The following is a 13833-nucleotide window of genomic DNA, read 5'->3' as shown; positions in this document are numbered from 1 at the left end:
CTGCTTCTGATTAAGACGGGACTGCCGGGCGCATAATATGGCATACGTATGCCAAGGTGCCGAAAGGCGACGGCCGGTGGCAATGCTGCCACCGCAGCCGCCTCGCAGAAGCACGGCAAGCCCGGTGCTTGCATACGCCGGGCGGGCCGGTCGTTGCATTGCGGCACCGCTGGGGGCGCATAGGATAGGCGAATGGGACGCAAGCCAAGCAATCGACCGACAAGCTTCGACATCGCCTATCGCGCGGGTGTCTCGCAGCCAACTGTAAGCCGAGCCTTGCGGGGGTCGAAGTCGGTCAGCGCAGCGACGCGGGCGCGGATCGAAGCGATCGCGCGCGAGCTGAACTACTCGGTCGACAAGAACGCATCCTCGCTTCGTTCGCAGCGCGCCAACACGATCGCGCTGCTGTTCTTCGAGGAGCAGGCGCCGGACGAGGCACGGATCAATCCGTTCTTCCTGGCCATGCTGGGGGCCATCACGCGCGAGTGCGCGACACGCGGCCTCGATCTCCTGATCTCGTTCCAGAAGCTGGAGGACGACTGGCACGTCCGCTACCAGGACAGCCACCGCGCAGACGGGCTCATCCTGCTCGGCTACGGCGACTATAAGCTTTACGAGGACCGGCTAAGGCAGCTTGTGGGGCAAGGAACCCACTTCGTGCGCTGGGGCAACGTCGACGAGGGGAGTATCGGCGCGACCGTGGGCTCCGACAATCGGGGCGCAGGGCGGATGGCCGGGGAGCACCTGCTGCGCCTTGGCCGCAGGCGCATCGCGTTCCTGGGGCAGGCCGACGGCCACTATCCCGAGTTCGCAGAACGCTACCTGGGCCTGTGCGAAGCTCTGGAGGCGAGTGGGATCGCTCCCGATCCGAAGCTGCAGCGCGACGTCGTCAACCTTGAGGACATGGGCCGCGCATCGACGCTTTCGCTGATCGAAGAAGGGATACCCTTCGACGCGATCTTCGCGGCGAGCGATCTCATCGCCGTCGGTGCGATGCGGGCCTTGCGAGCGGCAGGTATGTCGATCCCCGAGGACGTGGCAGTGATCGGCTTCGACGACCTGCCGGCCGCAAGCATGACCACACCTCCATTGACGACGATCATGCAGGACCTCAAGCGCGCCGGGGAAGTGCTGGTCGAAACGCTGGTCGCGCAGATCGAGGATCAGGAGGCACTTTCACGGACCTTGCCAACCCGTCTGGTGGTCCGGCGCAGCACTGCTGCCTGACGTTCGCTGCTTGCGCCTGCACGAGTCGGGGCATTCGTATGCATATTGCCCGCTTGTCGCGCCCGTGCGAGGCCGAAGTCATATCCGAGGCGGCAGCAGTCCGCGCGGTACGGGAAGGGAAAAGAATGCATCCAACCACAAGCCTTGAAAAGCCGCGCCAGGGCTGGGCGGGCATGTGGAACATCAGCTTCGGTTTCTTCGGCATCCAGATCGGCTTCGCGCTGCAGAACGCGAATATGAGCCGGGTCTTCCAGTCGCTTGGCTCTAGTATCGACGACTTGCCCGCGCTCTGGGTCGCGGCTCCGCTGACCGGCCTGCTGGTGCAGCCGATCGTCGGGCACATGTCCGATCGCACCTGGCTTGGACGTCTGGGGCGGCGGCGGCCGTACTTCCTTGCGGGCGCGGTGCTGGCCACGACCGCCTTGCTGCTCATGCCCGAGAGCGCCGGATCGAGCGCGGGACTGCTGATGGCCGCCATGCTGCTTTGGCTGCTCGATGCCAGCCTCAACATCTCGATGGAGCCGTTCCGGGCATTCGTGGGAGACATGCTGCACCGCGATCAGCATACCGCCGGGTATGCGGTGCAAACCGCCTTCATCGGGGCCGGAGCGGTAGTCGGCTCCCTGTTCCCTTACGTGCTCGAGCATTTCGGTGTGTCCAACGCCGCAGGGCCGGGACAAATTCCCGACACCGTCCGGCTCAGCTTCTGGGCCGGCGCGGCTGCCATGTTGGCGGCGGTGCTCTGGACTGTGCTGACGACGCGCGAGTATTCGCCGGAGGAGCAGGCCGCTTTCGGCAATCTGGATGAGGAGCCGTCGTCCGTGGCCGCACTCGCCTCGCGCGGGAGCATGGCCGGGCTGCCGTGGATCGCCGCAGGTGCCGTCATCGCCCTGCTGGTCCGGGCATGGGATCTCGAGAAGGAGGTCTACCTGCTGGCGGGCCTGCTGGCCTGCTATGGAGCGGCGACCATGCTGGCCATACGGCTCGCCAGAACGGGCCGCAGCACTTCGATGCTCGCGGGGATCGTGGGCGACTTTTCCGGTATGCCGCCGCTGATGAAGCGACTGGCCTTCGTGCAGTTCTTCAGCTGGTCGGCCCTGTTCATCATGTGGATCAACACGACCCCGGTCGTCGCGCAGTATCATTTCGGCGCGAACGATCCGGCAAGTGCGGGATATCAGCAGGCTGGCAACTGGGTTGGAGTGCTGTTCTCCGTCTACAACGGCGTTGCCGCGGTGGCTGCGCTGGCCCTGCTTCCTGCACTTTCGCGGCGGCTTGGTCAGTTGCGGACCCATGCGCTTTGTCTCGTCGCCGGGGCTCTGGGCTTTGCGGGCTTCCTTGTGCTGCGCGATCCGCAGGCGCTGCTCGCATGCGAGATCGGCATCGGTATCGCCTGGGCCTCGATCCTTGCCATGCCCTATGCCATCCTCGCCAGCAGCCTGCCGCAGTCGAAGCTCGGGACCTATATGGGGCTGTTCAACGTCTTCGTCGTCCTGCCGCAGCTCCTCGTGGCGACCGTAATGGGATCGGTCATGAAGGCCTTCTTCCCGCATGAGCCGATCTGGACCATGGCGTTCGCCGCCTGCACTCTGCTGATCGCGGCAGCGGCATCGCTGCGCATCGGGAAATAAACGTCCGATCGGGAGCAACGATAGGTCTTCGCGCAACATCCTTGTTGCGTTACAAGGAGAGAAAGAGAGAGGAAGAGGATAAGAACAGGTATGCGCGCTACCCCTGAATTCGACTTTGCGCTGGGCGAAAGCGCTAAGATGATCCGCGACACCGTGGCCCGGTTCGCGGACGAACGCATAGCGCCTCTCGCCGCCAAGGTGGATGCACAGGACTGGTTTCCTCGCGAGCTGTGGCCGCAGATGGGCGAACTCGGACTTCACGGCATCACGGTGGAAGAAGAGTGGGGCGGCATCGGCCTCGGCTATCTCGAACACGTCGTTGCGGTGGAGGAGGTGAGCCGGGCATCGGCATCCGTGGGCCTGTCCTACGGCGCCCACTCCAACCTTTGCGTCAACCAGATCCGTCGCTGGGGTACCGACGAGCAGAAGGCAAAATACCTGCCGGGCCTGATCTCGGGCGACCATGTCGGCAGCCTCGCCATGTCGGAGGCCGGCGCCGGATCTGACGTCGTGAGCATGACGCTGCGGGCCGACGGCGTAACGGGAGGCTTCAAGCTGAACGGCACCAAGTTCTGGATCACCAACGGAACCTATGCCGATACTCTCGTCGTCTATGCAAAGACAGGCGAGGGCTCGAAGGGGATCACCGCGCTGCTGGTCGAAAAGGGCATGCCCGGCTTCTCCATCGGCCAGAAGATCGACAAGATGGGGATGCGCGGTTCCCCCACGTGCGAGCTGATTTTCCAGGATTGCTTCGTGCCGCAGGAGAACGTGCTGGGCCCACTGCATGGCGGCGTAGGGGTGCTCATGAGCGGGCTCGACTACGAGCGCGTGGTGCTTGCGGGGCTGCAGCTTGGCATCATGCAGGCGTGCCTCGACACCGTCATACCTTACCTTCGCGAGCGCAGGCAGTTCGGCAAGCCAATCGGTACTTTCCAACTGATGCAGGCCAAGGTGGCGGACATGTACGTCGCGTTGCAATCCGCGCGGGCCTACGTTTATGCGGTGGCCCGTGCCTGCGACGCAGGGCAAACCACGCGCTTCGATGCAGCGGGCGCGATCCTGCTGGCCAGCGAGAATGCGTTCCGGGTCTCGGGCGAGGCGGTGCAGGCGCTGGGCGGCGCGGGGTATACCACCGACTGGCCGGTCGAGCGCTACCTGCGTGATGCCAAGCTGCTGGACATCGGCGCGGGTACCAACGAGATCCGCCGCATGCTCATCGGCCGTGAACTCATCGGATCGGTCTGACCTCGTAGTCGACGGCGCCGCCCTCAGACGGCAGCGGCGCCGTCAGACACCGTCGCACGTAATCCTCGAAGCGAACCGGCTCCCTTCCAAGGAGCCAGCGGACCGTGTTGGCATTGCCTCTGCCTTCGTTGCGCGCCTGCCACGCATGGAGGCGGCTTACCGCGCTCGCCATGTACGCGAAGGTCGGGTCAGCAATGTCGAGAGCTTTCACCAGATCCTTCTCGGACAGTTCCCCTGCTGACACCGCTTCCCCGCTCGCCAGGGAGATCAGCGCCGCGACCTCCGCCGTGCTGAGGGCTTCTTCGCTGGCGATGTCATAGCTGGCATAGGCATGGCGATCCTCTGTCACGACTTTCGCGACGACCTCGGCAAGGTCAGCCATGTCCAGACGTGCCCGGCGAAGATCGACGGGGCAGGGCAGTTCCAGTGTTGCCGTTTCGAGCACGGCGTCCACGTCGATCTCCTGCATGAAGCTTTGCGGCCGCAGGATCGTCCAGCCTAGACCGGAACCCGCCAGGTGCGCTTCCACCTCCAGCTTGGCGGCGTTACCGGGCACGCTGTCCACCTGCGCATGAAGCGCCGAAACATAGATGAAGCGCCTTGCACCGGCAGCTACGGCAGCGTCTATCATGCCGGTGCCCATCGCTGCCTCACGCGGGTGAAACGGCGGGGCGGAATGGATGACGATGTCGACCCCCTCTACCGCCCGCGCCCGGTCGGCCGGGTTTTCCAGGTCGCCATGAACGAGGTCGATGCTCGAAGTCGGCTCGTCCCCGGGTTCACCCAAAGTAAACGCCATGGCGCGCTTGGGCCGACCGCTTCCCGTATTTCCCGGTATCGTTTCGATGGGACCATCGCGGCGTGAACTGCCGGTGTTTCCGGGCACCGTCCGTATTGATCGTTCGCGGCGGCCGCTGCCGGTGTTCCCGGGTATGGTCTCCACAGGTCCGTCGCGCCTTCCGCCTTCGGCTGTCGCCGTGAGGACCTCGATCGGCTGCTCGCCGGCGGCGCCGCAGGTCGGAAGAACTTCGAGGCAAGGTGCATCGGGTTCCGCATATCGGCAGAAGCCACGTATCGAGATGGCCCGATCGGCGAGGCGCAGGGCATCGATGATATGACGACCCATCAAGCCTGTCGGCTCAACAACCAGAACGCGCATAGCTGATCCCCCTGACCTGACCCGACGGATAGGCCTGCAATGCCTCCAAGGGTACTGACAACTCCTGTTACCCATGGAACCGCGCCGGCCGTGAATTCCTGACTATTCCCAGCTCAGATGACCTTGCAATGACGACAGGCAGGCCAGACCCGAAGCAGCGAACATTGTGTTCGTGCTCCGGTTGCCGCGCTTCGACCTATGGGGCGGGTGCCGGCACGTTGACGATGGTTTCTGCCAGACGCTCCACTTCGGCGCGATCGTGGCTGACATAGAGAATGGGCAGTCGCAACTCGTCTCGAATGCGTTCTATGAGAGTGAGGACCTCTCCCCGCCGTGCCACGTCGACCGAGGCGAGCGGTTCGTCCATCAGCAGGAACGCCGGCGTGGAAAGAAGCGCTCGCCCGATCGCCACGCGCTGCGCCTCGCCCCCGGATAGGGTTGCGGGCATGCGGTCGAGAAGGGCGGCGATGCCAAGCAACTCGAGCGTGTGGTCCCAAGCCAGCGCGCGTTGACCCCCTGCAGCGCGCCTCATCCCGAATTCCAGGTTGCTGCGGACGGTCAGATGCGGAAATAGTCGCAGATCCTGGAAGACATATCCGCACCTTCGCTGCTCGGGGCTGAGATCGATCGCGGCCGACCGGTCGTAAAGAGGCGTTCCCGCAACGCAGATGCGCCCCTTCGAAGGTCGAACCAGTCCGGCTACCGCATCGAGCAGGCTCGTCTTGCCGGCGCCCGAAGGTCCAAACAATGCCGTGAGGCCGGGTCCCGAGGTGAAGGAATAAGACAGCGACAATGTCCCGCGGCGCAGGACGACATCGATTTCAAAGCTCATGACGGCCCCTGTGCTGGCCACTGCGTCGCGCAAGCCATTCGGAGGTCACCAGTGCGATCAACGACAGCGCCACCGAAATCCCGGCAAGGCGCGCCACCTGAATATCGGAACCGGGCATCTGCAATGCGCTATAGATCGCCAGGGGCAGCGTCTGCGTCTCGCCGGGAATGTTGGAGGCGAAGGTGACTGTCGCGCCGAACTCTCCGAGGGAGCGAGCGAGCCCCAGCACCAGGGCTGCCAGTATTCCGTTGGCGGACAGCGGCAGAGTCACTTTCGCGAAGGTGCGCCATCGGCCGGCGCCAAGCGTGCGGGCGGCGCCCTCCAGCCTGCGGTCCACAGCCTCGAGCGACAAACGCATGGCGCGCACCATCAGCGGCAGCGCCATCACCGCCGCCGCAAGGGCAGCGCCGGTCCAGCGGAACAGGATAGTGATCCCGAACACCCGCTCAAGGAAGCCGCCCACCATGGCATTCGGGCTGAAGACCATCAGCAGCAGCCACCCCGTCACGACCGGAGGCAGGACAAGCGGCAGATGAACGAGTGCGTCGAGCAGGACCTTTCCCGGGAACGTCCAGCGCGCAAGCATCCATGCCAAGCCGAAGGCCGCCGGTAAGGCCGCTGCAATCGCCACGGCGCTCACTTTCAAGGAAAGAAGCAGGATTTCCCATTCAACGGTAGATAGCCAAATCATTGTCCAGCTACTTCGTTGCAAACCCATAGCGACGGAATACAGCCTTGCCCGCTGTAGAGACGAGATAGCGCCGGAAGGCCTCGGCTTCGGGGTTGCGGGAAGATGCTATCAGCGCGACAGGGTAGCTGATGGGGTCATGGCTGGACGCAGGGAACCATCCGACTACGCGTACTCCGCGATCCGCCCTTGCATCCGTGGCATAGACGATCCCCAGCGGGGCCGCGCCCCGGCTGACGAGCGCCAGTGCGGCGCGGACACTTTCCCCGGGCGCCAGCTTGCCTTCAACCGATCTCCAGACGCCGAGCCTGGTCAGCGCCTGCTTGCCGTAGACCCCTGCCGGTACACCGGAGGGATCGGCGATCGCCAGTCGCCCGCCGCCCAGCGCCTTAGCCAGCGGCATACCGGTCGAAATCCGCAACCGGACGGTGCTTGCGCGCGGAGCGACCAGGACCAGCGAGTTGCGTAGGAACGACACTCGCGAACCCTTGCGTAGCAAGCCCCTGGACTGCACCTCGTCCATCCAGGGCTCGTCGGCGGATACGAAGATGTCGGCAGGGGCCCCGGCCTCGATCTGGCGGGCCAATGCCGAGGATCCGGCGAACGAGATCCGCGGGCGGGGATGGCCCTTCGCCTTCCACGCGTCTGCAGCGGCGTTCATCGATTCCTGCAGGCTTGCTGCCGCGAGGACGACGGGCGCTTTCGGCGCAGTGGCCGCCGGTGCGGCGGACGCGAACACCAGCGCGAACGTCGCGGTAAGCGCTGCCACGCTTCGAGCGAGGGAGATTGTCATCGAGAGGGCCTCCGAAGGATACTGTATCGACCAGTATATCGATCTGCATGCATTGCAAGCGGCGGCATCTTCGTGCCGCGCCGGGATAGCAGGTGGTCAGGCTTTCTGGCTGGCCCTTGGCTCAGGTAGAAGTGCGCTGGCGAGGGCGTCGTAATCGGATCCTCGGGATGCGCCGACGATGCCTTCCTGCAGCGCGCGATAGCGGACGAGCACTTCTTCACCCAGCTCGGTCAGCCTGGCGCCGCTGCTTGCCGCACGACCGGGTGCGGTGTGGACCAGTGGGGCGTGCCAGCAGCGGTTCATGGCATCGACCAGCAGCCATGCTCGCCGGTAGCTCATCTCCATGGCGCGGCCCGCTGCGGAGATGGAGCCGTGCGCGCGTATGGCGTCCAGCAGGTCCGCCTTGCCCGGCCCCATCGCGACCTCGGAGCCGCAGTAGATTTGTATCTTGATCTTGAGCGGTGGAGCAGCGGTCATCGCTTCACGCTAAAGCGGCGCCTCTAACCCGGCAAGTACCGGAAGAGGTCTTCCGATGCGCGGCGAATCAAGCCTTTGCGGGCGCACCAAGCTTTGAAGGAGGACGAGAGGGCGGCGCCATCAGCAACAGTTGCTGCATTGCGGCGTGAAAGAGCAATAAAATGCTGCTTTGCAGTGAAATTACCGGGATATTTCTTGGCGATAACTTACCAGTCCAGCAAATTCGGAACCGGAAACGCTGTGCAGTGCGGCAATTGTCGGCGCGCCGGCGGTGAAAAATTTTCGCAACATAAATATATATTACGATTTCCAGCATCAAAGTTACAATTTTAGAATGACGCCGAGAATATTCGACCGGCCTCAAGGCGATCTGGAACCGTCCGACGTTTTTTGCTATATATTTGGTAGTAGTTAATTGGAGGCGACGCCAACAGGTGCGCCCCATGGGATTGACAAGGCAGCAGGGCCGCAACGGCGCCCGAAAGCTCGCCGGATGGTTGAGGATGGATCATGAAGGTCGCAGATGAAAACATCATTCGTTTCGAACGTGGTTTCGATTCCAGGCGTTTCCCATCGCCACTGCCCCACGGCATGGTCTACGCTGCCCAGCGCATCGGCCGTAGCGAGGAAGAGCACGACGGCCGCGGGCTGACGATTGCCATCTTGCTTTGTATGGCCTGCTGGGCCGCGCTTGGATACTTCCTCCTGGCCTGATCGCGTCGGAGCGTTCGCGCTGCTGCAGGGACAGAACGGCCCGCCGTGACCGCCTGGAAGAACTGTCGGGCGACGAGTAGAGCGGCATGACGCCGACAACTGCAGCAGGTGCTCCCCGGGTAGGTCGGCGGTCAGGAGAGAAAGGATTTCACGTCCGCGACGAAGCGATCGAACTGGTCGTGGTGGAGCCAGTGGCCTGCATTTTCGTACTCGATCAGTTGGGCTGTAGGAAGATGCTTCAGTCGCTCGTCGCTGGCGGGGCTGCTGGCAAAGCTGTTCGTGCCCCATAGAAGCAGCATGGGGCAGGTGATCGCTTCCCACAGGGCGACTACTTGGTCCGTGGGCAGGTCCGATGCAGACCAAACGTTAAGGTAGTTGTCGAACTTCCAGCTCCATGTGCCGTCCTCGTTCCGGCTTGCGCCGTGCACGGTAAGGTGGCGTGCCTGTTCATCCGTCAGGAAGGCGTTCTCCCTTTTCATCCGCTGGTAGGCGTCGCGCAGGTTTGCGTACTTGCGCACCGTACGGCCGGATGCCTGGCGCTTGTCTTCAATCCACTGCCGCAGCCGCTCGCCGGCATCGCGTGTTTCCTGCGCGCGCCGCATCGCGGGAGCGGGGCCAAGTCCTTCGATGTTGACGAACTTCGCCACCCTGTCCGGGTAAAGGCCGGTGAAGCGCGTAGCGATGTTGCCGCCCAGCGAATGGGCGATGATCGTCACCTTCTCCCGGCCCAAGGTATGCACGAGCTGCGCAAAATCGTAGACGAAGGCGTCCATCCCATAATGTCCTTCGGGGGACCACTCGCTATCGCCGTGACCACGAAGGTCGGGGCAGACGACGTGCCAGTCGTGCCGCAGTTCCTGTGCGACCCAGTCCCAGCTTCGGCAATGATCTCGTCCACCATGCTGCAGGATGAGCAGCGGAGCGTCCGGATTGCCCCAATCGGCATAGTTGAGTCGCAGGCGTTGCGAGATGAAACGGTTCGACGTTGGGCCAGGCTGGATCTGCATGGCAGGGAACGTGGAGCGTCTCGCGTGCGCCGTCAACGCTCGGAGGAATGCGCCCGGGCGATGAGGGTGCCGTCTGGACCATGCCCGAAGGAAGCATTTGTGGGGATGAAATAATGCTATCCCTCGCCCATCCTTGGCAAAGCAGGGGGCGAGAGACTATCTCGCGGCCAAGACGATAGTTGAGTTCCTTCGGAGACTGCCCAGTGGCAACCACGCACAAGACCCGTATGCTGATCATCGGTTCCGGACCTGCCGGCCTGTCCGCCGCCATCTACGGCGCGCGCGCGGGCATGCAGCCGATCGTCGTGCAGGGATTGCAGCCGGGCGGTCAGCTGACCATCACCACCGATGTGGAGAATTACCCGGGCTTCCGCGAGGTTATCCAGGGGCCGTGGCTGATGCAGGAGATGGAGGCTCAGGCCGTTCACGTTGGCACCCGCATGATGTGGGACACGATCACCAGCGTCGATCTTTCCGGAGAGACGTTCATTGCCAGAGGTGACGGCGGCGACATCTACGAGGGCGATACGCTCGTCATTGCGACGGGGGCGCAGGCGCAGTGGTTGGGCGTGCCCGGGGAGCAGGAGCTTTCCGGGAAGGGCGTCTCTGCCTGCGCGACTTGCGACGGGTTCTTCTACCGCGGCAAGAAGGTCGTCGTCATCGGCGGCGGCAACACTGCCGTGGAGGAAGCGCTGTATCTTACCAATCACTCCGACGACGTCGTCCTGATCCACCGGCGCGATTCCCTGCGTGCCGAGAAGATCCTTCAGGATCGCCTTTTTGCCCATCCCAAGATCTCGGTGATGTGGAACAAGCGCGTGGATCGCTTCATGCCGGGTGAGGATGGTGCTCTGCGCGCTGTGGCGCTGATCGACACCCAGACCGGCGAGCAGAGCGACGTGCTGGCGGACGGTGCTTTCGTGGCTATCGGGCATGCCCCTGCAACGGAGCTCTTCAAGGGCAAGCTGGCGATGGACGAGACCGGCTATCTCCTGGTGCAGCCCGGCACCCCCAAGACGGATGTTCCGGGTGTTTTCGCCGCCGGAGACGTTTCCGACCACGTCTATCGTCAGGCCATCACTGCCGCCGGAATGGGCTGCATGGCGGCACTGGACGCCGAGCGCTACCTGGCCGCCAGACAGTTCGAGGGAGTGACGGAAACCGTGCAGTACTGATCTTCAGGCACCCGAGGCGAGGGGCCTTTTCCCACGAACGGGAAAGGAGCCCTATTGCCGAAGTGCTTCCAGCACTTGGCGAAGCAACCACTCCTTTGCCTCCGGCTCGACATAGCTGTGCGAGGCATCGGGGCAGATGTGCAGCCGCGGGTCTGCCCGGTCCCATCGTGACAGGAACGCCCGTCCCGTCCGGTCCTTACCTGCCACGAGGAAGCGGACCGTGCCCTGGTAGCCTGAAATCCCCCGCTTCATCAGGTCTGCGAGGCTGTCGCCATCCGCCTTTGGATCCTTGCGCAAGACATGCGCCAGGCTGCGCAGCAAGGCTGGCAACGAGACTTTCCCCGTCAGCAGTCGCCTGATCGCCGCAGGATCGGAAAGGCGGCGGCGATAGTGGTCACGGACCACCTGCACAGGTGCTTCGTCGCTTTCCCGCTCGATCGTCCAGGGATTGGAGAGCACCAGACCGTCCATTCCCGCGCCTGCGGCGAGCATAAGCGCGCTGGCGGCATCGCAGTTGCCCATGCCGATCACGCGGTCCACTTGCGGGCATTGTGAGAGCAGTGCCTGCCGCGCGGCCGCGATGTCAGGAGCGGCAGACCGGAAGCCCTCGTTGATGCCCTCGCTGTCACCCACGCCGCGCCGGTCGAAGCGCAGTACCGGATAGCCTTGTGCGGCGACCCCTGCGGCGAGCCGGGCCTGTCCGTTCCAGGCACCGCTGCGCACCTCGTTTCCTCCTGATACGAGGAGGAGCGCGGTGCGTCCGGGGGCCGTGTCGAGGGTCGCCACGAGGCGCGCTCCCTCGCACTCGAACGTGAGATGCCGGCGCGTCATGCGCTCAGTTCCCGGTGCAGGATCACGGCTAGTGCCTCGGCCTGCGCCGCATCCTCGCCGGGTTCGGCCCGTAGCCACAGACCGCTTGCACCCAGTTGCTCCTGAACGATCACAAGCGCGTCGCGCGCCGGTATCATCGGCTCGAAGTGCCGGTAGAAATCGGCACCAAGGCTATAGCCTGAAAGTGTGACCCCTTCTGACACAGCAAGGGCAGCCAGTTGCTCCCGGCTCTCCTCACGACCGGCCTCACGGGCCGAGAGAATCCGCGCGCGTATCATCTGCCGCAGGATCGAGGCACCCTTTACGGGCGCATAGTGCAGGGCAGGCAACCGGTTGGGAGTGAGCAGGCATCCGCCACGCACCCCCATGGCATGTGTCGCGCCGAAGTGCAGGGCGGCCGCGGCCATGGCATCCAGCCAGTCGGTCGGATCCTGCATGTCGAGCGGCTGCAGGCTTTCAGTGCAACCGGGCAGATCGGGCAGGAAGCTGTCGATCCCCAAACGGTCGAGGCGGCGCATCAACTCGACAGCGAAGCGCCGCAGCCGGTTGGCTTCGTCGAACAGCGCCGGAACTATCAGCAACCGAACCGGCCGCGCCTCGTCGAACTGGAGCGCTGCCTCCTCGCAGGTGCCGCCCCCCGGAAGCGGACAGGGCCAGCTCGTCGGGATCATCCCCTTCGTTCTCCGGGCGAGAGGCGTGTCACCCCGCCCGCTTCGCCTCGGCAAAGGCGAGGAGACCGCCATAGGTCTCCAGCATCTCGCCCTCGATCTCGTCGTCGTCGATCACGATGTCGAGACGGTCCTCCAGCTCGGTCAGGAGCCCGGCCACGGCCATGGAATCAAGCTCGGGCAGGTGCCCGAACAGGCCCGTTTGCTCATCGAATTGATCGGCCTGGCCGGGCTTGAGCCCAAGTACGTCCGTCAGGATGCGACGCAGAAGCAGGTCGGTGTTGTCTGGCATGGCCCCTCGGCTGCAGAGTATCTGTGGACGATCGATCCGTCGATTATCGCGGGGCCTCTACCCCCGGTTGGTGCCAGCGGCAAGGCTGCGTAGCGCCCACTTCGCCAGAACCGGCCAGTTTCGAGGGGAAAGCGGCTTGAGCATGTCCAGGCTATAGCGCGGGCGCTGTTGCTCCATCCAGTCACGCTTGTAAGGATCGTCGCCGGTGCCAAAGTCTACCAGTGAAACCCGGTCGCGATCCAGCGCATGTGCGATCATCGCTGCGCTCAATACCGACCCCGGGGAGAGAACGCGCGCGGCCTCCCGATGGGCAAGCTTGTGGATGAACGCGGTTCCGCCTTCGACTGTCCACATCTGCGCCGCGATTGCCGGTCCATGCGGATCGAGGGCATCCCGCGCGATCCCCAGGCGGAGGCGGCCTGCCGCGCCTTCGGCTTTCGCGAAGGTGCGCAGGAACTCGGGCGAACCCTCGTGCGGCTTCCAGCTCTGCGCGTATACGGCCTCGTATTCGGCCCATGCCATTTCGTCGAAGTGAGTGAGGATTTCGGCCCGAACCCGCCCAGACTTGCGCTTCAGCGTCGTGCGAACCTTGCCGGGGCGGCTGGAAAGATAATCTTCGTAGCTGCGTCCATTTACAGGGAGAATGTGATTGATGCCGCACATCTCGCGGCGGACCAGCCAACCCGCCTGGCGGAAAGCCTTCTGCGTTGCCGTGGCGCTTCCATCCTCGTCGGGCACATTCGTAAGCGTGATCCGATGGGCGCGCTTGCGAAGAGCGCGGGCGAGACCGTCCAGCGGCGGGCGCGGACCTGACACAAGCGGCCGGAAGCGGAAGGTGTACCAGTTGGCAAGCGCGGTCAGACGCCCGGATCCGCTGGCGAGGGGCAGGACTGCCATGCCTCCTTCGTTGCTTGCGAAGGCCAGCAGCGGGGTCATGGCGCAGTGCTCGGCAAGGCCTTCCCACCATGCGAGCCGGTCGAAGGGTGCATGCTGGCAAGCATAAGAGAGAAAGTGCGCGAGCGCCGCGTCGGATTGCGCTTCCTTGAATTCGGAGAGATAGACGATCCGTGTCACGTATCCTCGCGGAGCTT

At 64.1% G+C, this 13833-nt stretch carries 15 protein-coding genes; 5 read left to right on the top strand and 10 right to left on the bottom strand.

The features are described 5' to 3' along the window. Nucleotides 1–192 precede the first annotated feature (192 nt). The 3 genes from GR702_RS04210 to GR702_RS04200 all read left to right on the top strand — a co-directional run bounded on the left by GR702_RS04210 (nucleotide 193) and on the right by GR702_RS04200 (nucleotide 4106). Complete coding sequence (locus GR702_RS04210; protein WP_160984716.1) at nucleotides 193–1227, top strand: LacI family DNA-binding transcriptional regulator; 1035 nt, start codon at nucleotides 193–195, stop codon at nucleotides 1225–1227. Nucleotides 1228–1352: 125 nt separating this feature from the next. Then, nucleotides 1353–2858 carry an MFS transporter gene (locus GR702_RS04205; protein WP_160984715.1) on the top strand — a complete coding sequence of 502 codons (1506 nt, stop codon included), beginning with the start codon at nucleotides 1353–1355 and terminating at the stop codon, nucleotides 2856–2858. Between the two features lie 90 nt (nucleotides 2859–2948). Next, the gene (locus GR702_RS04200; RefSeq protein WP_160984714.1) at nucleotides 2949–4106 is read left to right on the top strand and encodes an isovaleryl-CoA dehydrogenase; all 1158 of its coding nucleotides are present in this window, start codon (nucleotides 2949–2951) and stop codon (nucleotides 4104–4106) included. Here the strand turns inward: GR702_RS04200 and GR702_RS04195 are convergent. From GR702_RS04195 to GR702_RS04175, 5 genes are all read right to left on the bottom strand, one after another. Next, on the bottom strand, nucleotides 4090–5232 hold the full coding sequence (locus GR702_RS04195) for an SDR family oxidoreductase (protein WP_237449542.1): 1143 nt from the start codon (nucleotides 5230–5232) through the stop codon (nucleotides 4090–4092). The two genes, GR702_RS04200 and GR702_RS04195, sit on opposite strands and share 17 nt — an antisense overlap. 229 nt (nucleotides 5233–5461) lie before the next feature. After that, nucleotides 5462–6097 (bottom strand): molybdenum ABC transporter ATP-binding protein, encoded by a 636-nt coding sequence (locus GR702_RS04190; protein ID WP_160984712.1) that lies wholly within the window; start codon nucleotides 6095–6097, stop codon nucleotides 5462–5464. Further along, complete coding sequence (gene modB, locus GR702_RS04185; protein ID WP_160984711.1) at nucleotides 6087–6788, bottom strand: molybdate ABC transporter permease subunit; 702 nt, start codon at nucleotides 6786–6788, stop codon at nucleotides 6087–6089. Before modB ends, GR702_RS04190 begins: the two co-directional genes overlap by 11 nt. 7 nt (nucleotides 6789–6795) lie before the next feature. After that, nucleotides 6796–7578 (bottom strand): molybdate ABC transporter substrate-binding protein, encoded by a 783-nt coding sequence (gene modA, locus GR702_RS04180; RefSeq protein WP_160984710.1) that lies wholly within the window; start codon nucleotides 7576–7578, stop codon nucleotides 6796–6798. A gap of 96 nt (nucleotides 7579–7674) precedes the next feature. Beyond that, on the bottom strand, nucleotides 7675–8055 hold the full coding sequence (locus GR702_RS04175; RefSeq protein ID WP_160984709.1) for a winged helix-turn-helix domain-containing protein: 381 nt from the start codon (nucleotides 8053–8055) through the stop codon (nucleotides 7675–7677). A gap of 510 nt (nucleotides 8056–8565) precedes the next feature. Here GR702_RS04175 and GR702_RS04170 point away from each other — a divergent pair. After that, a complete protein-coding gene (locus tag GR702_RS04170) occupies nucleotides 8566–8769 on the top strand; it encodes a hypothetical protein (RefSeq protein WP_160984708.1) in 204 nt (67 codons plus the stop codon). A 131-nt stretch (nucleotides 8770–8900) separates the two neighbouring features. On the opposite strand, the gene GR702_RS04165 is transcribed toward GR702_RS04170, so the two are convergent. Next, nucleotides 8901–9776, bottom strand: a complete 876-nt coding sequence (locus tag GR702_RS04165; protein ID WP_160984707.1) for an alpha/beta fold hydrolase — start codon at nucleotides 9774–9776, stop codon at nucleotides 8901–8903. Between the two features lie 203 nt (nucleotides 9777–9979). Between GR702_RS04165 and trxB the strand changes: the two genes are divergently transcribed. Further along, nucleotides 9980–10951 carry a thioredoxin-disulfide reductase gene (gene trxB, locus GR702_RS04160; RefSeq protein ID WP_160984706.1) on the top strand — a complete coding sequence of 324 codons (972 nt, stop codon included), beginning with the start codon at nucleotides 9980–9982 and terminating at the stop codon, nucleotides 10949–10951. Nucleotides 10952–11002: 51 nt separating this feature from the next. Here trxB and GR702_RS04155 read toward each other — a convergent pair whose 3' ends face one another. The 4 genes from GR702_RS04155 to GR702_RS22640 are packed head-to-tail and all read right to left on the bottom strand — an operon-like array spanning nucleotide 11003 to nucleotide 13816. Next, nucleotides 11003–11782: a hydrolase 1, exosortase A system-associated gene (locus GR702_RS04155; RefSeq protein WP_160984705.1), complete on the bottom strand. Its 780-nt coding sequence runs from the start codon at nucleotides 11780–11782 to the stop codon at nucleotides 11003–11005. Continuing rightward, entirely contained in the window at nucleotides 11779–12453 is a 675-nt protein-coding gene (locus GR702_RS04150; RefSeq protein WP_160984704.1) for an alpha/beta hydrolase family protein, read from the bottom strand. The genes GR702_RS04155 and GR702_RS04150 overlap by 4 nt, the downstream gene beginning before the upstream one ends. A 28-nt stretch (nucleotides 12454–12481) precedes the next feature. Next, a complete protein-coding gene (locus GR702_RS04145; RefSeq protein ID WP_160984703.1) occupies nucleotides 12482–12742 on the bottom strand; it encodes an acyl carrier protein in 261 nt (86 codons plus the stop codon). Between the two features lie 57 nt (nucleotides 12743–12799). Further along, the gene (locus GR702_RS22640; protein ID WP_160984702.1) at nucleotides 12800–13816 is read right to left on the bottom strand and encodes a GNAT family N-acetyltransferase; all 1017 of its coding nucleotides are present in this window, start codon (nucleotides 13814–13816) and stop codon (nucleotides 12800–12802) included. Between the last annotated feature and the right edge of the window lie 17 nt (nucleotides 13817–13833).

The organism is Novosphingobium silvae, assembly GCF_009856825.1.
In the GTDB taxonomy this organism is placed as follows: Bacteria; Pseudomonadota; Alphaproteobacteria; order Sphingomonadales; family Sphingomonadaceae; genus Novosphingobium; species Novosphingobium silvae.
Note: the sequence above shows the minus strand (reverse complement) of the source record. Positions and strands in the feature narration are given on the sequence as shown.